Annotated in this window: 19 protein-coding genes and 1 riboswitch; of the genes, 11 read left to right on the top strand and 8 right to left on the bottom strand. The window is 38.3% G+C overall.

The window, feature by feature from the left end; genetic code table 11:
• The first annotated feature begins 34 nt into the window (after positions 1-34).
• Positions 35-550: a DUF2062 domain-containing protein gene (locus A3Q33_RS14435; RefSeq protein ID WP_081180550.1), complete on the top strand. Its 516-nt coding sequence runs from the start codon at positions 35-37 to the stop codon at positions 548-550.
• Between the two features lie 79 nt (positions 551-629).
• On the opposite strand, the gene lolE is transcribed toward A3Q33_RS14435, so the two are convergent.
• From lolE to A3Q33_RS14420, 3 genes are read right to left on the bottom strand one after another with little or no spacing between them, the layout of a single operon-like run.
• Positions 630-1895, bottom strand: a complete 1266-nt coding sequence (lolE, locus tag A3Q33_RS14430; protein ID WP_081180549.1) for a lipoprotein-releasing ABC transporter permease subunit LolE — start codon at positions 1893-1895, stop codon at positions 630-632.
• On the bottom strand, positions 1896-2714 hold the full coding sequence (gene lolD, locus A3Q33_RS14425; protein WP_231295698.1) for a lipoprotein-releasing ABC transporter ATP-binding protein LolD: 819 nt from the start codon (positions 2712-2714) through the stop codon (positions 1896-1898).
• The gene (locus A3Q33_RS14420; protein WP_081180548.1) at positions 2707-3927 is read right to left on the bottom strand and encodes a lipoprotein-releasing ABC transporter permease subunit; all 1221 of its coding nucleotides are present in this window, start codon (positions 3925-3927) and stop codon (positions 2707-2709) included. Before A3Q33_RS14420 ends, lolD begins: the two co-directional genes overlap by 8 nt.
• Positions 3928-4350: 423 nt before the next feature.
• On the opposite strand from A3Q33_RS14420, the gene A3Q33_RS14415 reads away from it, so the two are divergent.
• From A3Q33_RS14415 to A3Q33_RS14390, 6 genes are all read left to right on the top strand, one after another.
• Positions 4351-6417, top strand: coding sequence for a M13 family metallopeptidase (locus A3Q33_RS14415; RefSeq protein ID WP_081180547.1), 2067 nt, complete (start codon positions 4351-4353; stop codon positions 6415-6417).
• A 135-nt stretch (positions 6418-6552) separates the two neighbouring features.
• Positions 6553-6702, top strand: a riboswitch (cobalamin riboswitch).
• Positions 6703-6927: 225 nt separating this feature from the next.
• The gene (locus A3Q33_RS14410; RefSeq protein ID WP_081180546.1) at positions 6928-7770 is read left to right on the top strand and encodes an ABC transporter ATP-binding protein; all 843 of its coding nucleotides are present in this window, start codon (positions 6928-6930) and stop codon (positions 7768-7770) included.
• Positions 7767-8774 (top strand): FecCD family ABC transporter permease, encoded by a 1008-nt coding sequence (locus A3Q33_RS14405; RefSeq protein ID WP_081180545.1) that lies wholly within the window; start codon positions 7767-7769, stop codon positions 8772-8774. Before A3Q33_RS14410 ends, A3Q33_RS14405 begins: the two co-directional genes overlap by 4 nt.
• Positions 8775-8779: 5 nt before the next feature.
• A complete protein-coding gene (gene cobO, locus A3Q33_RS14400) occupies positions 8780-9385 on the top strand; it encodes a cob(I)yrinic acid a,c-diamide adenosyltransferase (RefSeq protein WP_081180544.1) in 606 nt (201 codons plus the stop codon).
• Between the two features lie 44 nt (positions 9386-9429).
• Positions 9430-10323, top strand: a complete 894-nt coding sequence (locus tag A3Q33_RS14395) for a cobalamin-binding protein (RefSeq protein ID WP_081180543.1) — start codon at positions 9430-9432, stop codon at positions 10321-10323.
• A gap of 257 nt (positions 10324-10580) precedes the next feature.
• Positions 10581-11468, top strand: a complete 888-nt coding sequence (locus A3Q33_RS14390) for a LysR family transcriptional regulator (protein WP_081180542.1) — start codon at positions 10581-10583, stop codon at positions 11466-11468.
• 153 nt (positions 11469-11621) lie between these two features.
• On the opposite strand, the gene A3Q33_RS14385 is transcribed toward A3Q33_RS14390, so the two are convergent.
• Together A3Q33_RS14385 and A3Q33_RS21000 are read right to left on the bottom strand one after the other, a co-directional pair.
• Entirely contained in the window at positions 11622-12494 is an 873-nt protein-coding gene (locus A3Q33_RS14385) for a DMT family transporter (protein WP_081180541.1), read from the bottom strand.
• 1124 nt (positions 12495-13618) lie between these two features.
• Complete coding sequence (locus tag A3Q33_RS21000; RefSeq protein WP_196797966.1) at positions 13619-14785, bottom strand: methyl-accepting chemotaxis protein; 1167 nt, start codon at positions 14783-14785, stop codon at positions 13619-13621.
• 224 nt (positions 14786-15009) lie between these two features.
• Between A3Q33_RS21000 and A3Q33_RS14375 the strand changes: the two genes are divergently transcribed.
• The 3 genes from A3Q33_RS14375 (at position 15010) to A3Q33_RS14365 (ending at position 16973) form a co-directional block, all read left to right on the top strand.
• Positions 15010-15177, top strand: a complete 168-nt coding sequence (locus tag A3Q33_RS14375) for a DUF2897 family protein (RefSeq protein WP_081180539.1) — start codon at positions 15010-15012, stop codon at positions 15175-15177.
• Between the two features lie 480 nt (positions 15178-15657).
• Positions 15658-16266, top strand: a complete 609-nt coding sequence (gene can / locus A3Q33_RS14370; protein WP_081180538.1) for a carbonate dehydratase — start codon at positions 15658-15660, stop codon at positions 16264-16266.
• 74 nt (positions 16267-16340) lie between these two features.
• Positions 16341-16973, top strand: coding sequence for a sulfotransferase family protein (locus A3Q33_RS14365; protein ID WP_081180537.1), 633 nt, complete (start codon positions 16341-16343; stop codon positions 16971-16973).
• A 19-nt stretch (positions 16974-16992) separates the two neighbouring features.
• On the opposite strand, the gene arsJ is transcribed toward A3Q33_RS14365, so the two are convergent.
• The 3 genes from arsJ to A3Q33_RS14350 form a co-directional block, all read right to left on the bottom strand.
• Complete coding sequence (gene arsJ, locus A3Q33_RS14360; RefSeq protein ID WP_081180536.1) at positions 16993-18237, bottom strand: organoarsenical effux MFS transporter ArsJ; 1245 nt, start codon at positions 18235-18237, stop codon at positions 16993-16995.
• A gap of 66 nt (positions 18238-18303) precedes the next feature.
• Positions 18304-19311, bottom strand: a complete 1008-nt coding sequence (locus A3Q33_RS14355) for an ArsJ-associated glyceraldehyde-3-phosphate dehydrogenase (RefSeq protein WP_081180535.1) — start codon at positions 19309-19311, stop codon at positions 18304-18306.
• A 53-nt stretch (positions 19312-19364) separates the two neighbouring features.
• The gene (locus A3Q33_RS14350; protein ID WP_081180534.1) at positions 19365-19715 is read right to left on the bottom strand and encodes a metalloregulator ArsR/SmtB family transcription factor; all 351 of its coding nucleotides are present in this window, start codon (positions 19713-19715) and stop codon (positions 19365-19367) included.
• Positions 19716-20013: 298 nt separating this feature from the next.
• Between A3Q33_RS14350 and A3Q33_RS14345 the strand changes: the two genes are divergently transcribed.
• Positions 20014-20208: a bacterioferritin-associated ferredoxin gene (locus tag A3Q33_RS14345; protein WP_081182637.1), complete on the top strand. Its 195-nt coding sequence runs from the start codon at positions 20014-20016 to the stop codon at positions 20206-20208.
• Positions 20209-20343: the final 135 nt, after the last annotated feature.

Here is a 20343-nt window from a genome sequence, read left to right as displayed (position 1 = left end):
AATATCCATTTAGCCATTAAAGTTAAGAAAATTTATGCCGAAAAAACTAATTAAACGCCTAATGCCAGATCATCTAACGATTAAAAACAATAAGCATTTAAAAATTTTTGGTACGCTACTGCATAACGCTAATTTGTGGCATCTTAACCGACGCTCAGTGAGTAAAGCATTTGCTGTAGGGTTATTTTTTGCCTTTATGCCCGTGCCATTTCAAATGGTTTTAGCGGCAGGCTTTGCAATTATAGTACATGCAAACCTACCTTTATCGATTGTCCTTTGTTGGATCACTAACCCTTTGACTATGCCGGCAATTTTTTATTTTTGCTACGTAGTTGGCACTTGGATTATTGGTGTTCCGACAAGAAAATTTGCTTTTGAAGCGAGTTGGCAATGGTTGGTCGATAGTATTTCCACGATTGGGCCTGCATTTATGCTTGGCTGTCTTGTGCTTGCGACTGTTTTTTCTATTTTAGGATATTTAGCGATAAATACATTTTGGCGCTTTTCCGTCGCCAAAGAATGGAAAAAAAGAAAAGAGCGCCGAAGTTAAAATCTTGTTGGCGTTCGCCAAAGAAGTCTAAATAATTAGCATAAAAACAACCAGTTTTTATGCTATAAAATCATCCCACTTATGCTTGCCCTAGCACTTGTGCAGGTTCAATTTTTGTTGCTCGCCAAGCAGGGTATATAGTCGCTAACAAACTCATCGTCAACGCAGTAATAACGGTATTAATAACATCTTGCTGACGTAACATTGTGGGTAAAAAATCAATAAAATAAACATCCGAAGATAAAAACTCTACCGATAACGTACTTTCAATTGCACGAATTATATCCGTTAAATTCAACGAAATTAAAATCCCCAAACTGGCACCAAGCGCACAGCCAACAATGCCATTCATTAAACCTTGAAACATAAAACTCGTCATAATGGTGCTTGATTTTGCCCCCATGGTTTTTAATATCGCAATATCTGATTTTTTCTCATTTACGGCCATAATCAAGGTCGACACTATATTAAAACTCGCCACAGCAATGACCAGCACTAAAACAATAAACATCACTAAACGCACCAACTGAATATCATTAAATAAATGCCCATGACTGCGTGTCCAATCCAACATATAAACATAAAAGTCAAAGTTGTATGCTACGTCTCGAACAATTTGTGGCGCCGCAAAAACATCCGCTACTTTTAGGCGTATACCTTGCACTTCACCTGTTTGATAACCGAGTAGTTCACTGGCTTTTGCTAAGTTAATAAATACTTGTGTGTCGTCAATAGTACCGCCAAATTTAAACACACCAACAATAGTTGCCTGTTGGGTCATCGGGACTGGAAATTGTTGATTTTTACTCGCTTGTTGGTTATTCGAGGTTGCGGGAGGTAGTAACAACTGCACCGTATCTCCCACTTTTACCGAAAGCTTACGCGCAATACCGGCGCCAATTACCACACTATTTTCCAGCGTTAAATTTTGCCAGTCACCGGCAATCATATAACGTGAGATCGCCGAGACTTGCTGTTCTAAGTCCACGTCAACACCACGTATTTCAACCCCTTTAAGTGCCGCAGACTTTTGCATCATACCCTGCGTTTTTATAAACGGAGCGGCGGAAATCACATTTGGATTTTGCTGAATTAACGCAACATTTTCCGGCCACTTATTAATAGGCTCATTAACTGCCATAACTTCAGCATGAGGCACAATAGATAATAAGTGCGTAGCTAAAGCCCGTTCAAAACCATTCATTGCTGACAGCACAACAATTAGCACCATAACGCCGATGGCAATACCTATGGTTGAAGATGCTGATATAAATGATGAAAATCCTTTGCTATGACGACTTCTAACATATCGTAAGCCAATAAAAACACTTAACGGTTTTAGCACCTAAGCTTCCCCATCATTCGATTTAATTATCTCGTTAGCTTCTTCAAGCGGCTTTAGGTGTCCGTGGTCTAATTTTAGTTGTCGATCCATTTTTGCCGCTAACGTTAAATCATGTGTCACGATAACAAAGCTAGTATTTACCGTGCGATTTAATTCCTGTAGCAACTGATAAATTTGTTCAGCCGTATCAAAATCTAAATTACCTGTGGGTTCATCAGCTAACACAAGCGACGGCTTAGTGACTAAGGCGCGAGCAATTGCGACACGCTGCCGTTCACCGCCGGAAAGCTCTGACGGGCGATGGTGACTGCGATGCGCTAAACCAACTTGTTCTAGCATAGCTTTGGCCTGAGCAATCGCAGCTTTTGGTTTATCGCCACGAATCAATAACGGCATAGCCACATTTTCTTCTGCGGTAAATTCCATCATTAAATGATGAAACTGATAAATAAAGCCGATGTGTTGGTTACGAAATTTTGCTCGTTGTTTTTCAGTTAACTGATGAATATTGACACCATTTATAAACACTTCACCAGCACTTGGTGTATCTAGCGCGCCGGCTAAATGCAAAAAGGTGCTTTTACCACAGCCTGAACTGCCAACAATAGCAACTAACTCACCCGCTTTAACGGCTAAATCAAGCTTCGATAATACCTGTGTTGTAACAGGCCCTTGTTGATAAGATTTACTGAGCTGGCGACACTCTAAACCCAATGCAAGTTCAGTTTTAACGTTCGATTCACCGCCGTCTGTGCTTATGTTGTTATTCAATTCTCTGTCCATTTCATGGTTCAATTTATGCTTCAATTTACTATTCATTTCTTAATACCTCTGCAGGCAGAGTTTGCGCGGCACGATAAGCAGGATAAAGCGTCGCTAAAAAGCTCATCGTCAGCGCAGAGATGACAATAACTAAAATGTTGACTGGATCAAGCGCAATAGGCAATGTTTGCCCTGCCCCTAGTAAATTAACCCCGAGCAAAGTAAATAATGTGTTTAAATTAAGGGTTAATATTACACCAAGTGTTACGCCCAGAATTACGCCCAAAATACCATTAGTTAATCCCTGGGTGATAAATATTTTAACAATGCCACTTCGGTCTAAACCTAGTGTTTGTAAAATGCTGATTTCACCCTGTTTATCAATAACTACCATCACTAATGCTGAAACAATATTAAAAGCCGCAACCGCAACAATTAAGCTCAGCATTAGCCACATCATATTTTTTTCCATACTCACCGCGGCAAATAATGCTCCTTGGCTCTCTTGCCAGCTGACAAATTGAAAGTTTGGGTATTTAATCGATAACTGTGAGATTACTTGCTGAGCCTTAAACGCATCATCTAAATACAACCTTAATTGATTAACGCCATCACCTTTGTTTCGGTGTAGTTTTGCGCCATCCTTAATTTCAATATAGACCATGGCCTCATCAACTTGAGAGCCAACATTAAAAATACCCACAACAGTAAACGTACGGTGAACTGGCACCCGCCCCATAGGGGTAAACAAGGTTTTATTGGGTAACGTTAAGCGCACAACATCGCCTAAGCTAACATTTAACTTTCGCGCTAGCGCTTGTCCTAAAACAAGGCTAAATGGCTGGGTATCTAAATGCGATAATTGACCATATTCCATGGCAGTGTTAATAATATTGTGTTGCTCAAACTCAGGCATAATGCCATGCACTAAAACACCTTGCAGTGCGGTTTTAGATTGTATTAACGCTTCACTTTCCTGAAAAGGTGTAACTTGCGTAACGCTAGGTAAAGCGAGAACATCCTGCTGTAACTCTCGCCAATTATTAATATGAGTTTGCTGCGCAGACATTAGCACATGGGGTACTAAGCCCAATACTCGTCTTTTTTGCTCGCGCTCTAAGCCATCCATAACAGAAACAACAGTGATCAAAGAGGCGACACCAAGCACAATACCGATAATAGAAAAAAAGGTGATAAAAGAAACAAAACCTTTTCCATGACTGCTACGGCTGTACTTTAAGCCGATGTAAATACTAACTGGCTGAAACATGAACTCTTTCTTTATTGATAATGGTAATAACACCAAGATTATTGAGCGTAAAATCATAGCACAGCTCATAAAGATATATCTTCTGACTTTATTAACTTTTCTACATTTTACGAAAAATGTGGAAAACAATAAGTAAAAACCTAGGTATCAAAGTTAAAACCGACAGATACCCCTGCTATAAGCAGAAGCCAACCCAAACAATCACTCTAGTTTAGTTGATTAATCCCCCTGTTAATCGCCTTGTTAAACACCTTATTAATCACAGTGTAAATTTAAAATCACACCTTTAAGTTAATAAAATGTTAAAAAAATTAACATTATTGTAGTAAATCGGCTTAATAGCCTTTAATATCGAGTACTTTAAATAAATGCTCTGCAACCTCTGAGCCTTCTACATAATATAAATTAAATCGTGAGTATTGAATGAAGAAAATAATAACAAGTGCCGTTTGCACCTCTTTACTATTCATTGCAGGTTGTAATGATAACACCAGTCCAAAAGCGGCTGTTGAAGCACCAGTAATGCAAAAAACAGCATTAGCATCTGGTATTGATAAAGCCAATATGGATTTATCGGTTCGTCCACAAGACAACTTCTACCGCTACGTTAACGGCGCATGGTTAAACAACAATGAAATACCTGGCGACAAAACTTCAATTGGTTCATTTTACGACTTACGTGATGAAGCTGATGATAACGTAAAAGCCATTATCGAAGAATTAGCCGCAACTAAAGGGTTAAAAATGGGTAGCGATGAGCAAAAAGTTGCCGATTTATTCCGTTCATTTATGGATACAGAAACCCGTAATGCTGCTGGTACTGCGCCTATACAAGCTATATTTGACCGTATTAATAGCCTAAAAGATAAAAACGAACTCGCAACTTTCTTTGGTGAAAACCAAAAAGTTGGTGTTGGTAGCCCGTTAGCTTTTTACATCAGTGTTGATGCGAAAGACTCTACTCGTTACGCCACACATGTATGGCAAAGTGGTTTAGGCTTGCCTGACAGAGATTACTACTTCAATGAAACTGAGCGTTTTGAAGAATTACGCTCTGGTTACGTTGCTCACATTGAAAACATGTTTAACCTAGCGGGTTTAAAAGACGGCAAAGCAGCTGCACAAACCATCATGGCACTTGAAACAAAGTTAGCGGGTTTTCATTGGACAAAAGTTGAGTCTCGAGACAGCACAAAACGTTATAACAAATTTGATGTTGCAGACTTAAATACAGTTACTGATGCCTTTAACTGGACAGCTTTCCTTGAAGCACAAGGTGTAGCCGCTCAGAAAGACTTAATTGTTAACCAGCCTTCATTTGTAAAAGGTTTTGGTGAAACTTTTGCCGCTACATCGCTTGCTGATTGGCAGACTTACTTAACTTTCCATACCTTAAGTAATTTTTCAAGCTCACTCACCACAGCTTTAGGTAATGAAAATTTTGATTTCTTTTCTAAGCAATTAAGTGGCCGTGAAGAACAGCGCCCAATGTGGAAGCGTGGCGTTTCGGCAGTTAATAGCAACTTAGGTGAAGTTATTGGTAAAGTTTATGTTGCCCGTCACTTTAAACCTGAAGCGAAAACACGCATGACTGAATTGGTTGAAAATTTACGCGGTGCTTACGGCGCAAGTATTGATGACCTAGAGTGGATGTCAGATTCTACTAAAAAAGCAGCACATGTAAAACTAGCTAGCTTTGATCCTAAAATAGGCTACCCAGATAAATGGGAAGATTATTCTGCACTTGTTATTAAAAGTGATGATTTAGTTGGCAACTACATGCGCTCTGGCATAGTGAGTCACAATAAAGAAGTCGCTAAACTCGGTGGTCCAATCGACCGTCAAGAATGGGGTATGACACCTCAAACTGTGAACGCTTATTACAATCCAACTAAAAATGAAATTGTATTTCCAGCCGCAATTTTACAACCGCCATTTTTTAACTTAAATGCAGACGATGCCGTAAATTACGGTGGAATTGGCGCGGTTATTGGTCATGAAATGGGCCATGGTTTTGACGACCAAGGCAGTAAATATGACGGTGACGGCAACATGCGTAACTGGTGGACTGATGAAGATTTAGCGGCCTTTAAAGTACGTACTGACAACTTAGTTGCACAATACAGTAACTATTCAGTTTTTGATGACTTAAACGTTAATGGTGAACTAACTTTAGGCGAAAACATTGGTGATTTATCAGGTGTTACTATCGCCTATAAAGCTTACAAAGCATCATTAAATGGTAAAGAAGCGACCGTGATTGACGGCTTAACTGGCGATCAACGTTTCTTCATGGGTTATGCACAAGTATGGCGTGGAAAAATGGTTGAAAAATCATTGCGCAACCGTGTAGCAACTGACCCGCATTCACCTGCTGAATTCCGTGCTTTAGGTTCATTATCTAACATGCCTGAATTTTATCGTGCATTTGACGTAAAAGAAGGTGACGCTATGTATATAGCCCCTGAGAAACGCGTTAAAATTTGGTAAGCTTTAAATGCTAGATTACTAGAAAACTAAAAAGGAGCTTCGGCTCCTTTTTTATACGTATTGTATAGCCACCACAGTCATCACTGTAAGGTTTTCATTGTAAAGCAGTATACTTAACCGTAAAATCACCCGCTTAATAAACGATACCTTTAGCCAGAAACATAATTGTTATTTATTGGCTAATTGATAGGGAACACGGTTTAATGCCGTGACTGTACCCGCAACTGTATGTAGCTTTACTTTAAAAGTTAAAAGTTATAAGTCAGGACACCTAGTATCAAAATTTTTTACAACGCTAATAAAGTTAACACCGTGCGGGAATACACGTGAGTTACACTGTCTACAAGACATTTGTATCCTATTGCCTCACCTTAATGACTTTATCTACTTTATGTTTTTAAATTATTGAACATATGCTTTGAAAAAGCTTTAGGCTGTAATGAAAAAAGACAACTTGCACATTATTCAAAAATTCCCACACATACGGTGCATTAAGCTAGGCTGCCTTTAATGACAAAATTACTCAGTGTTGAATCAGTCTCTTGGTCAGTTGATAAACAAGCGATTCTCAATAACATTTCATTTGACGTTACTCGCGGCGATATTATCGGCATTATAGGCCCCAATGGCGCAGGAAAAACCTCGCTGCTAAAGTGCTTACTAAACCAATACAAAAACTGGCAAGGAAGCATTAAACTCAAAAATAAAGCATTAACACAGTATAAACCCCATGAATTAGCACAAACGTTTGCTTTAGTGGTACAAAACGCGCCACCGATATTTGATTTAAAAGTTTACGATGTCGTTAGAATGGGCTTACTGCCTTATAAAGCACTTTTTGCTCGTGACAACGATGCTGATAAACAAAATATTATGCTCGCATTAGAAAAGGTCGGTTTAGCCAGCAGCGAAGCGAAGTTTTTCAACACGTTGTCCGGCGGAGAACAGCAACGAGTATTAATTGCTAAAGCCTTAGTACAAAAAGCAAAAATACTCGTGCTTGACGAGCCGACAAACCACTTAGATATTTTCTATCAACACCAAATACTACAGCTGGTTAAAGCATTAAACATTACCGTAATTATGACCATACATGATCTCAACCTTGCCGCACATTACTGCAATAGATTACTGTTGTTAGATAAAGGCAACTTAGTTTGTGACAACAGTGTAGACCAAGTGCTAAAACCTGAGTTACTGACCAATGTTTTTGGATTACCCTGTTATCGAGACGACGCTCAACATTGTGGCGTCCCTAGAGTGTATTTTTATCCCGCTTCAGATACCTCGACTGTTCTCCCTTCAGCACTTAATTCAACTTTGTCGAATGACCGTCAAGGTGAAAGAACATGAGTATTATCAGTACCATAAAAGGTAAAAATACTTGGGTATTTTCAGGCTTAGTTATTTTCACTATTTTCTCTATTGTATTATCCATTACCTATGGACCTGCAACGATTACCAGTACTGATATATTTCAATGTGTGATTAATGAATGTGCTTCACCTATGCACGACATGGTGATTTGGCAGATACGTATTCCACGCGTGTTAGTTGGTTTAGTCGCTGGTATGGGCTTAGCTTGTGCCGGTGCAATTCTGCAAAATGTTACTCGAAACCCACTCGCCGACCCTTATTTATTTGGTATCATTTCTGGCGCAGGTTTAGGGGCAACTATCGCTACGTTAGTCGTGAGCGATCAACAATCACTAACACTGCCATTGGCGGCTTTTCTTGGTGCTTTATTTTCCGTGGTCATTGTATTTGGCATAGCAACTTTGCTGCGTAATATGAACCACTTGTTACTAACAGGTGTTGCCGTTTCGTTCATGCTAGGTTCTATCAGTCATTTTATTCTTTATCTTGGCGATCCCTTTGCAACCAACCGAGTTATTTTTTGGTTAATGGGCAGTTTAGCGCGTGTTGAAATGTTTCATTTTTATTTGATCGGTGCCATGGTGTTAATAACTTTATTAACTATTTTTGCCTTACACAGACAAATTGACGCGCTATTACTCGGCGATGAAAGCGCGGCAAGCCTAGGCGTCAACGTTGATAAGTTACGCTTAATACTCTTAGCTTTATGCGCGGCAGTTACCGCCACCATAGTAGCTTATTGTGGAGGTATCGGCTTTGTTGGCTTAATGATCCCACACATTGTTAGACAACTGGTAGGCGTTACAACCATGCCGTTAATTATCGGCTCCGCACTCGTCGGTGGCTGTTTTTTAGTATGGGTTGATGTTGCAGCACGCAGTGCGCTAAGCAATGTCGAAATTCCTATTGGTATCATTACCTCAGCCATTGGCAGTATTTTCTTTTTAGCGATTATGTATCGCACTCGTAAAACAGGATAATTCACATGACAACAGAAACAGATAAAACTCAAAAACACCAAGCTCGCATGCAACGTATCAAAGAAAAAGTTGATGCCCGCATTGACTCAGCCCAAGAAGAACGCGGCTTATTAATTGTTATTACCGGTAATGGCAAAGGCAAGTCGACCTCAGGTTTTGGCACGTTAGCACGTGCTGTTGGCCATGGTTATAAAGCTGCTGCATTACAGTTTATTAAAGGCGATTGGGCTTGTGGTGAACGTAATTTATTAGAAAGTAATGGTGTTGAATTTCATGTAATGGCGACTGGCTTTACTTGGGACACCCAAGATAAATCAAAAGATATAGCCGCCGCAACACAAGTTTGGGCAGAGGCAAAACGCTTACTAAAAGATGAAAGTGTCGACGTAATTTTACTTGATGAATTAACCTACATGCTGTCATACAAATATTTAGATTTAGATGAAGTCATTGAAGCTATTGTTAACCGCCCTGCTATGCAACATGTCATTATTACTGGCCGCGCCTGTCATCGAAGTATTATTGAAATTGCCGATACCGTCAGTGAAGTTCAACCACTAAAACATGCGTTTGATAATGGTATAAAAGCACAAAAAGGTATTGACTGGTAACCTTACCGGCGGCGAAATAACTAAATGAACTAAATGGTATTTTTATGAAATTAACTCATTGTCTTGCGCTTTTATTAATCAGTGTACTCTATACTACGAGCGCACTAGCTGACACTAGCGAGCCTAAACTTGTAACGACTAATGTAACCGATAAACCTCGCATTATTGCCCTTGCACCACACATAGTAGAAATGCTGTTTGATATTGGTGCAGGTGAACAAATCATCGCGGCAACTGAACATACAGATTATCCATTAGCGGCACAGAAAATCCCTAGGATTGGTAGTTCATTACGTATTCAATTAGAACGAGTCATTGAATTACAACCTGACTTAGTCATCGCTTGGCAAAGTGGTAATCCCAGTGATGACTTAGCGCGTATTAAGCAACTTGGCTTTAATGTGGTTTACTCCCAGCCCGACAGCTTTGAAGATGTTGCTAAAGAACTGCGCTTATTTGGCAAGTTATCTGGCCATAGTGAACAAGCTGAGCGTGTTGCGGCTAAATTTTTAGCCGACTTAGCCAATATTAAACAGCAATACGGTGAAAAAAAACCATTAACGGGCTTTTACGAAGTGTGGTCGAGACCATTGACTACTATTGCTAGAGGCAGCTGGCCACAACAATTTTTAGATATTTGCAGTATTAACAACCCGTTTATTGAAGCCGGTGCAAGATACCCGCAAGTTAACATTGAGCAAGTATTGCAAAGCCAAATTGATATAATTATCCAGCCACTGTCAGAAAGTCAAACCGGCAAAGAGGGTTATGATTGGCAAAAATGGCCAATACTGCCAGCAGTTAAACATCAACAAATCATCATACTAGATGCCGATGTAGTACATCGTATGACCACACGTAGTTTACATGCCCTAACCGATTTATGTCAGCAAGCTGATAAAAGCCGCGCGTATTATCAAAATAATCATGGCACTTAAATCAAGGTAGATTATTGTTATATGCATGCAGATAAGATGTGAGGCCATAAACAATTATGGCTTCTAGCAAATCGATTAAGTCTAATGATGTAAATCTATCTAAACTTTGAAAAAATAAAAACGCCAAAATGTGTCAAACTTACTAGAAGACTAGATGGGTGTAGAGCAATCATATTTATTAATTTCCTGTCTATAAATTGCAATTAAGTAACTACACTTTAAAAATTAAATGAGCTTAACTATGACCTGTGCTTCTAATGAAATCTAATTATTCCCTTGATGATTTACGCTGCTTTTGCGCAATTGTGAAACTCGGTAGCTTTAAAAAAGCATCTGAAAGCCTTGACATGCCACTATCAACTTTAAGCCCTAGAATACGTCAGCTAGAGAAAGATTTACAATTAAGATTACTAAATCGAGATGCTCATCGTGTCACACTTACACATACAGGAGAGCAATATTACAACCGCTACTGTACATTGTTTGATGAGCTCAATTGTATCGCACTGGATCTCAGCGAAGATAAAGAACAACCAAAAGGAAAAATTAAAATTTCGGCGCCTATTTATTTGGGTAAGCATTTATTAAGCGCTATTTTTTGCGATTTTTTATTACAACATCCTGAAATACAATTAGATTTACGTTTCTCAAACGACCTAATTGATATTGAAGAGCAAGGTATAGACATTGCATTTAGAATAAGGAACCCAGGCATTGATGACTGGGTCGTTCGGCAATTAAAATTAACTCGTAACCTCTTATGTTGTCATCCAAGTCAATTGATTGAACACATCACTCACCCAGAGCAATTAGAGGGTTATTCAAAAATAACTTGCGTTGGTTTAGTCCCATGGCAATTAGAAAATCAACTCACAGGTGAAAAGTGCGATTATCAACCAAATAACTTGGTACGTCTTGAAGTCGATGAGATACAAATGGTGACATACGCTGTTAAAACAGGCCTTGGCATTAGTTATATACCTGACTACATAGCATTACCTATGATTGAACAAGGTGCACTAAAACGTATTCTTCCTGATTGGCAAAGTGAAGAACAGGCATTTTCTATGCATTACCGTGATAGAAAAAACATGCCGCTGCGGGTAAGACTGTTCATTGAGTATGCACTCCAACACCTAACGTAAAGTGAAATTTTTCCTCGTTGCAATTTTCAATACTGTAGTCCTATTCACAAGTGGAAAAAGCCTTAATGCGACTTTAAAATTCATATAGCAGTCTTAAAGTCGCATTAACCTGGCTATAAGTAACTGTTTATAATTCTACAGCAACATCTTGCTCTAATGACTTAAGCGTAAAACTAGAATACCTAAAAGTGCCGCTGTTAATCCTAAGATCTCTTGGCGACTGAACAGTTCTTTTAGAAAAATACGTGAGTACAGTAAAATAATTAAAATATTCATCGCTGCGATCGCTGAAACCAAACCCGTGGTTCCTAGAGCAAAAGCCGACAGTATCGCTATCATGCCTAAAAAATTGGTTAATCCAACGAGTAACCCGCACGAAAAAGTTCTTGTCGCAGACCATCGCGGGCGCAAATTATTTTCGTTATGAAGAGGTTTTTTGCGTTTTTTTAACCAACTAGCAGCAAATAGGAAACTACCAAGGCCAAACATCAAAGTTAAAGTAGCGAATATATCGGCGTCAAGACGGGTTGACTGTTTGCTTAATAAGTCATTAAATGAAAAAAACAAAGCGGCAAGAAAGCCCCATTGAGCCCCTTGTAAATTTCGAAATGAAATGTCATTTGAATAGCGGATAGTATAAAGCCCACCAAAAATAATTACGAAGCCGATTAACTGTTGAGTTGTTAATGTTTCTTGCCAAATTAAAAAAGCCAGTAATACAACAAATAGCGGAGGTAACCCCGATAGAATACTGATAAGTGAGGCTTTACCTACTGAAAAGCCCTTATGTAAAAATGTATTGGCAGCGAAAGATCCTGCGCCCAACGCTAAGCCTACTGAAATATCGGTCCATGCATACCACTGCTGTTCGAGCAAAGACATTGCGATAGCGCTTAATATAAAACCAATAAAAAACACACCAAATAATAATAAGTTACGATCAATATTTTTCTGTGATGTCCATTGATACATTATGCCTCTAGCACCAAAAAAAACAGCGGCTAATAAGGCATAGATAATCCACATAATTCACTCCTTTAACAATTTAAATAGTCTTAAAGACTCAATTTCTACATTCGCATAGCGTTTAAGCGTGACGTTATTTTCAGTTCGTGAACTACCTATATTTATAGGGTAACTATCAACGTTCTAAATTTCATGCTGTGCATTAATCAACTTGCTAGCAGTTTTCGTGATATCCAATACGGTCGATTTATAGCACCTGTCCTCGCACAGTTACTTATAAACAACTGAATTACCTTTTTTACCCCCATAGAAATAACGTTTTAAAAGGCAACAAAAAATAGTGCTCGGCTCTTTATATAATAGCCCTAGAAAAATAGATGAATAATCATAGCGGCAATACATATCGACTCTAGAACTTTTGGGGATCATAACTGATAAAGTAAGGTATGCGTGATTCAAGCACTCATCAAATTAGCACTTATCACTTTTGCCAAGCAATATTTGATAACATACACACCTACATCAAGCCTCAATAGCTCTGCATAAAAATATAAGCCGTATTATATTGATTTTAATAATATTATAAATGAGCATAAATAGCATGGTAGGTTTCAATAATGGCATTTACACCCATTTCATTAATGTGGTGTTCTATTATATATGTAGGAAGAATGGTCAAATATAAGGCATTAATTTCAATAGCGATTTGTTCAGGACAATATGCTGCTACATTGTCTAATAAGCTGCATCTATCAGCGAAATTATTAAATAAATAAATAACGCCGTAGTTGCTCGCTTAAGTCAGTATGACTATCAAATAATAAATGGATTGGTATCATGCCTTATGTAAGAGAATGAGTTAAGTGAGATTTACATAGTAATTACGTTGCCGATGCCTTTACCGTTTATATATATAAAATTTTGATGGGGTTGAGAGCTTTGTCACCCAGTTTATAAGCGTATGTTTACATAGCAACAAGCAAGATTAGCCTTATTGATTAGCACAATGGGTTTATCGATAGTCTTTAGAGAGCTTAATAAGCATCTAGTTACTTTAGCGATACAACTCATTAGCGTAGATAGAAACGAGCCCGTCGTTATGTTAATAGTGACATAACAAGCCCCCGAATAACGACGGTTTTTAAGCCGCTTTTATATGAATAATAATTTTATATTGCGGCGTTTTATACACAAACTCGACTTAAAATAGTGTCAACTTCCGCTGCGGTTTGTTGTTGCATTTCGGTAAGTGCTGCAATTGACAATAAATTACTATTAAGTTCTCTGCTCAATTTTACTACCATCGACATATTGTTATTTAACGAGGCGGTAGAGTGCTGCTGCTCTGTTGTACCTCTAGCTATCTGGGTTGTTAATGTATCAACTTCGGAGAATACTTGCCCAATTTTACCAAGCGCATCAACGACTTCAGCTGAGTGTAATAAACTCTCTCGTGATAAACTTTGACCGCGACTAATCGCGTTTACGGCATTGGTAGACTTTTCTTGCAAGCCTTCAACCATAGCATGAATTTCGACGGTCGACTCTTGTGTACGATGCGCTAAGGCCCTAACTTCATCGGCAACAACCGCAAAACCTCGGCCTTGTTCACCGGCTCTTGCGGCTTCAATCGCCGCATTTAATGCCAGTAAGTTAGTTTGGTCAGCAATACCACCAATAACTTCTAACACTGAACCTATGCGTGAACATTCGTCTTGCAACAACGCTAAGTCAGAGGCCATTATTGTTACTTCTTTATCGAAGTCTATAATGGTATGTTGGCTAGTATTTGAAGCCTTTGTACCTTGCTCTAAAATAGCCAGAACTTGACCCGTAGTTTCACTAACCTGTGATGCCCCATCAGACAATGTTGTCGAGGTTAATGCAACTTGATCAATTGAGCTGGCCATCTGTTCAATTTGATTTGCTGACTCATCAACCGCACCAACAGAGCCAATCATCTGGGCAGCTAACGACGCTGAACCTTGCTTCAAAGTATCAGACTCAGTGCGGACCTCATGAATAACATCGGCTAAATTTGTTATAAAACTGGAAAGATCATTAATTATGTTTGCTAAATCATCATTATTTTCATCTTTTGTCAGTATATTAGGTGCTTCGTCAACACTTGCCACCTGATTAATATATTGCTGCAAATGTGCAAGTCGATGAGTAAGTTTTTGCTGAGAATATAAATACCCTACAACACATTGTGCAGCCACCATCACTAACAATAATATCGCGGTTTGGTTGTGACTAAGATGATCGCCAAGAAAAACGATCGAGATGACACTAAAAATTCCAATTAATAAACTAGGCATTAACAAATTGACACTAAGACGTTTTGACATCATTGTTTCCAAATATTTAATAAAGGTAACTTGTTGAGTTTAATTTATTATAGGAGAACTACGAAAATTATAGGAGCTCAGCGAAAAAATTCTTATCAACTTGCTCAGAGCTTACAAATTAATTACATGCTATTGTGCTATTTTGCTATTGTTTTAGCCCGAATAAACATATTCAATAGTAAGAAAATGACCTAGTTCTACATTTTATCTATAAGGATAGATACATGACTTTTACCACCATTATTATTATTGTTATTGCCGTCGGCTCAGTCATTGCCGGTATTTTACTGATCAAGCAATCAGCTCGTAAATTTGAGCTATCAGACGAACAACAAAATAAAGTAGAGACGCGAAAAGCAGAACAAGTCAAAAAAGATAAAGCACAAGAATAGTCGTTATAGCCGATTAAATGCTTTGAATCAGATGATGAGAAAGTTTTGTTTTAGTCGGAACATGAACAATTATAAACGTTTTCAAAAATCATCATCAAACGCCTATATCATTTGGCCAGGTTTCAATTTGCCTAAGTCACTGCCATTTTACCTCTCGGGAGAGTTGCGTTTTTCTTTACTCACTTTATAAAATAAGCACTTTTGGTAGCGTTAGCCTTGAGCGCTTGCGCAAGTTTTTCGCTTTTAACTAAAGTTTAGCTAAACTTTAACGGCCGCGTGCAAAGCCAGATTAATAACCCTCTCATTATTAATCGGCTATTGTAGCGAGTGATTCTGGACTAAAAACAGCCATTTGAAACCACCGCAATAACAATTTCGAGTAAAATTAAGCGTAATACAATGGCGATCAAAATAGTTTTTACTTTACATGTGAGCACAACCACTTAAAATTGCGGTATATATTCCTTAGTTGCTACCTACATGAGTTCAATACAGCATTTATTTGAGAAAAATCAGCAATGGGCTGATGATGTAAAAAAAGTAAACCCAGACTTTTTCAAAAACTTATCTGACCAACAAAACCCAGATTACTTATGGATCGGTTGCTCAGACTCTCGAGTACCAGCCAATGAATTACTGGGTATGCAACCTGGTGAAGTTTTTGTACATCGTAATATCGCTAACCAAGTTATTCATACCGACCTAAATTGCCTTTCTGTTATACAATTTGCCGTTGATGTTTTAAAAATCAAACATATTATTGTTTGTGGTCATTATGGCTGCGGTGGTGTTATTGCTTCTTTAGGTGATAAAAGCTATGGCTTAATTGATAATTGGCTACATCATATTAAAGACGTTTATCGCTTCCATAAAGCTAGCTTAGATGCTGTTGAAGACAAAACTGAACGATTAAAACTGCTTTGTGAATTAAATGTCATTGAACAAGTGGCTAACGTTTGCAACACAACTATATTAAAAAATGCTTGGGAAATTAATCAAGACGTAACCGTTCATGGTTTTGTCTACAACTTGCATGACGGCATTTTAAAAGATTTAAAGGTCTCGGTTGATAGTAACAATCAATCTTAATAGGTATTAATTTACTTATTACTGCCCTCATTTATTAAAGCAATGCGTTTAAAGTTGCCTGTATCTCAAATATCATGACCAAAGTATTTATTATTGGCTTACCTAGAACCGGCACTACAAGCGTATGTGCTGCTATGCTTGAATTAGGTTTTAAGGTAGCGCATACCGCTTATACCGACCGTGCCTTTGTTGAAGCACAAGTGATCGCAGACACGCCAATATTTTGTGATTATCAACACTTAGATAAAGCTTACCCCGATGCTAAATTTATCTATTTAACACGCACTATGGATAAATGGCTGCCCTCCATTCAACAATTACTTGTGCGCATGCATACCAACCTTGTTCGCGACGATGGCGGCTTTAACCCTATTATCAAACGTTGCTATCAAGAAATATTCGCGCCCTATAGTTTAGAAAACATCCATAATATCGAGTTTTTAGCACATTGTTACCAGCAGCACGAAAGACAAGTTCAAACCTACTTTCAAGGCCGAGAAAATGACTTTCTATCGATAGATATTAGCCTTAATCAGAGCTATGCAGAACTTTTATGCTTTCTAGATATTAAAAACAAAGATACGAAAGGCTTAAGTTTTAAAAAACTTAATGTTGGCGGTAAGGTCACTGCGTGGAAAGATATTAAAAATGAATTAAAAGTCGACTCGACCAACAAGGGTAGAGTCACTAAATTGCCCTATTTATAATAAATAATGGTCATTACATCTACTTAGCTGTGGTTGATAACTCAAGTTCGTCATCATTACCTGGTTTAATTAAGCTCGCAAATAGCACCGCTAAAGCAATAAAAATTGCAGATATATACAAGCAAGCAACTAAGCCATAAACCTGAAAAATCCAGCCTGAAAGTACGGTACCTAGCAACCTACCGCAGGCATTAGCCATATAATAAAAGCCAACATCAAGTGATACACCATCTTTATCTGCCATATCCACAATCAAAAAACTATGTAACGAAGAGTTAATAGCAAATAAGACCGCAAACACTATTAAGCCAAGAACAACCGTCCATTGAGCGGAGAAACCACCCTGTAATGCAAACGCCATAGCTACAGGTACAATAACCAGTATTGCGCCCCAAATTGCGGCATCTTTACTCGTTGGTGCCTGACCTGTTCGTTTTGATGTTAACGTTGGTGCAAGCGTTTGAATAACGCCATAAAGCACAATCCAAATGGCAAGAAAACCACCGACCCAGCTATGCGACCAACCAAATTCTGCGGCTAAAAAAACAGGTAAGGCGATGACAAACCAAACATCCCTGGCAGCAAACAAAAACAATCTGGCTGCTGAGAGAAAATTAATAGCTCGACTTTTCGATAATATTTCTTTGAATTTTGGTTTTTGTTTGGCTTTACCTAAGTCTGCTTGCAATTTAAAGAGACTACATAGCCAAACTAACACTAACATAACGACCATAACCGCAATAGCGCCAGTAAAGCCTAACCAGGTTAATAGCACACCACCCAGAAAAAACCCGAGGCCTTTTAGGGTGTTTTTAGAGCCAGTTAATAGTGCGACCCATTGATATAACTTACTGCTATCGACTGCTGGAACTAGCAATTTAATCGAGCTTTTTGCACTCATTTTATTAAGGTCTTTGGCAATACCTGACAACGCTTGAGCTACCATCACATACGCAACAGTAAGGTAACTTGTCGGTACCAATAGCATAGCTAAAGCGATTATTTGCAGGCCTAAGCCGATATTCATGGTTTTATTAAGTCCTACGCTAGCGCCCAACCAACCGCCCACTAAGTTGGTGATGACACCAAAAATTTCGTAGAATAAAAACAGCAGTGCAATACTGAGCGGGCTATAACCCAACTGATAAAAATACAGCACAACTAACATCCGCAGCGCACCATCGGTTAAGGTGAATGCCCAATAATTTCCTGTGATAATAAAATACTGTTTTAATTGATTCGATACGCCGTTTAATACCTTCATTTATCACAATCTTCTGTTAGCTTAAAACTTACTTATCTTGTTATTAAAATCAAATTAACTCTACAATCAAAGATCAGAGCGACCTACCATACGGGCAATTTCTGCGGTACGGTTTGCGTAACCCCATTCATTGTCATACCACACATAAAGCTTAACTTGCGTACCATTAATCACCATGGTCGACGGCGCATCAATAATGCACGAACGAGGATCGGTTTTATAATCAATTGACACCAATGGCCGTTGTTCAAAACCCAAAATATCTTTTAGCTCGTTATTCGCCGCCGCTTGTAAATAGTCATTAACTTCTTGTTCTGTTACAGCTCGTTCGAGCTCGAAAACACAATCGGTGATTGACGCGTTAGCCAGTGGTACACGCACGGCATGGCCATTTAATTTACCTTTAAGCTCAGGGAAAATATGAGTAATGGCTGTTGCAGAGCCCGTAGTAGTTGGTATTAAACTCATGCCACAAGCACGAGCTCGGCGTAAATCTTTATGTGGCGCATCCAATATGGTTTGTGTATTGGTAATATTATGAATGGTGGTCATTGAGCCATGTTTAATGCCAATTTTTTCATGGATAACTTTGACGACAGGCGCAAGGCAATTAGTAGTGCAAGACGCCGCCGTTACTATAGCGTGCTTATCGGCATCGTATTCGTCATCATTAACGCCCATGACAATATTTAATACGCCATCTTCTTTCACTGGAGCAGTAACCACCACACGCTTTACGCCTTGCTCTAAATAGGCTTGCAATAAAGCCTTAGATTTCATGACACCCGAGGCTTCAATAACCACATCACATCCCGACCAATCCGTGTCAGCAATATTGTTATTTTGGCTACAGGTAATTTTATTGTCGTAAATAATAATATGATCCGCACTATGCTGGGCTTGATGTTGCCAAATACCATGAACAGAGTCGAAATTAAGTAAATGAGCTAAGGTTTCTGCATTGCCAGCAGGATCGTTAATTTTAATAATTTCAACATCATGCCAGTCGTAAGCCGCTCTCATCGATAAACGCCCCATACGGCCAAAACCGTTAATACCTATTTTAATTGTCATCATACTTTCCTGTTGAAATCGATTAGCTGCATAGCTATTTAGAATTTTTTTGTTTACTCACAACATATTGCGATTCGTTTGGGCCTATCACCCATAAGATTCAACGCCAGTGAATGAGGGCTAATAAAGTCTATGTTGTCTTTTAACGTTAACGTTATAACTTGCTTTGCCCATGCAGGTAGTTCTGGATTAATGGCATAAAATACCCACTGTTTTTGTTTACGAGTTAATAATAAACCTGAGCTTTTTAACACCGCCAAATGCCGGGATATTTTTGGCTGGCTTTGCTCATTTAGTGCTGCCATCAGTTCACAGACACAAAGCTCCCCCTCCTTGGCGATCAGTAATATGCTTTTAAGACGGATGTCGTCAGCTAAATTTTTATAAAACTCGGTTGGGTTCATTTACACCTCATCGGTTATTGCTCGTTGTAGTTAATCATAACCGAACACAGTACATAACAAAATAATTATATACTATTTTAATTATATAGATAAAAGCATAATAAAAATAAATTGAATTGGTTTACTGACTGCCTGGAATTTTTAGTCTAATAAATAAACAAGTCACCCTATCAAATTAAATGCGAATTAAATTATTATATTTATCAGTCTTCTATTAAAAAGCGTAAATTAATTGTTGAAACGAATTCAAATAAGAACTATTATCAATCGCGTTACCAATCAAGAGCGAATTTTTACCATGTTTGTTTGTATTTGCAAAGGCATCACAGATCATCAAATTAAACAATTAGTCACTGAATCAGGTGTCGGTTCTATACGTGAACTAAAACAACATTTACCGTTAGGTTCTCAATGTGGTACTTGTGTGAAAGTTGCGCAAAATATTATAGATAACACCATCATCGATGAAAGCTTATTTAAAGAAGTTGGTTAAACAAATACTTTCAGATAATTGTTTGACTCTAAGTGATAACGATTAGCATTTTCAAACACTTGTTTTTAAAGGTTTTTTATAATAAACCTTTGGCATTCCACCCCTTTTCCTCCTATAATTACAGTCAATATTTAA

Origin of the sequence: Colwellia sp. PAMC 21821 (assembly GCF_002077175.1) — a bacterium.
Classification (GTDB): domain Bacteria; phylum Pseudomonadota; class Gammaproteobacteria; order Enterobacterales; family Alteromonadaceae; genus Cognaticolwellia.
This window is presented reverse-complemented; position numbering and strand designations above follow the sequence as displayed.

What these genes read in the sequence shown, in the direction of transcription:
- A3Q33_RS14435 (WP_081180550.1), top strand. Translation starts at nt 35, where the DNA reads ATGCCGAAAAAACTAATTAAACGCCTAATGCCAGATCATCTAACGATT.
- lolD (WP_231295698.1), bottom strand. Translation starts at nt 2,714, where the DNA reads ATGAATAGTAAATTGAAGCATAAATTGAACCATGAAATGGACAGAGAA.
- A3Q33_RS14420 (WP_081180548.1), bottom strand. Translation starts at nt 3,927, where the DNA reads ATGTTTCAGCCAGTTAGTATTTACATCGGCTTAAAGTACAGCCGTAGC.
- A3Q33_RS14415 (WP_081180547.1), top strand. Translation starts at nt 4,351, where the DNA reads ATGAAGAAAATAATAACAAGTGCCGTTTGCACCTCTTTACTATTCATT.
- A3Q33_RS14410 (WP_081180546.1), top strand. Translation starts at nt 6,928, where the DNA reads ATGACAAAATTACTCAGTGTTGAATCAGTCTCTTGGTCAGTTGATAAA.
- A3Q33_RS14405 (WP_081180545.1), top strand. Translation starts at nt 7,767, where the DNA reads ATGAGTATTATCAGTACCATAAAAGGTAAAAATACTTGGGTATTTTCA.
- cobO (WP_081180544.1), top strand. Translation starts at nt 8,780, where the DNA reads ATGACAACAGAAACAGATAAAACTCAAAAACACCAAGCTCGCATGCAA.
- A3Q33_RS14395 (WP_081180543.1), top strand. Translation starts at nt 9,430, where the DNA reads ATGAAATTAACTCATTGTCTTGCGCTTTTATTAATCAGTGTACTCTAT.
- A3Q33_RS14390 (WP_081180542.1), top strand. Translation starts at nt 10,581, where the DNA reads ATGAAATCTAATTATTCCCTTGATGATTTACGCTGCTTTTGCGCAATT.
- A3Q33_RS14385 (WP_081180541.1), bottom strand. Translation starts at nt 12,494, where the DNA reads ATGTGGATTATCTATGCCTTATTAGCCGCTGTTTTTTTTGGTGCTAGA.
- A3Q33_RS21000 (WP_196797966.1), bottom strand. Translation starts at nt 14,785, where the DNA reads ATGTCAAAACGTCTTAGTGTCAATTTGTTAATGCCTAGTTTATTAATT.
- A3Q33_RS14375 (WP_081180539.1), top strand. Translation starts at nt 15,010, where the DNA reads ATGACTTTTACCACCATTATTATTATTGTTATTGCCGTCGGCTCAGTC.
- can (WP_081180538.1), top strand. Translation starts at nt 15,658, where the DNA reads ATGAGTTCAATACAGCATTTATTTGAGAAAAATCAGCAATGGGCTGAT.
- A3Q33_RS14365 (WP_081180537.1), top strand. Translation starts at nt 16,341, where the DNA reads ATGACCAAAGTATTTATTATTGGCTTACCTAGAACCGGCACTACAAGC.
- arsJ (WP_081180536.1), bottom strand. Translation starts at nt 18,237, where the DNA reads ATGAAGGTATTAAACGGCGTATCGAATCAATTAAAACAGTATTTTATT.
- A3Q33_RS14355 (WP_081180535.1), bottom strand. Translation starts at nt 19,311, where the DNA reads ATGACAATTAAAATAGGTATTAACGGTTTTGGCCGTATGGGGCGTTTA.
- A3Q33_RS14350 (WP_081180534.1), bottom strand. Translation starts at nt 19,715, where the DNA reads ATGAACCCAACCGAGTTTTATAAAAATTTAGCTGACGACATCCGTCTT.
- A3Q33_RS14345 (WP_081182637.1), top strand. Translation starts at nt 20,014, where the DNA reads ATGTTTGTTTGTATTTGCAAAGGCATCACAGATCATCAAATTAAACAA.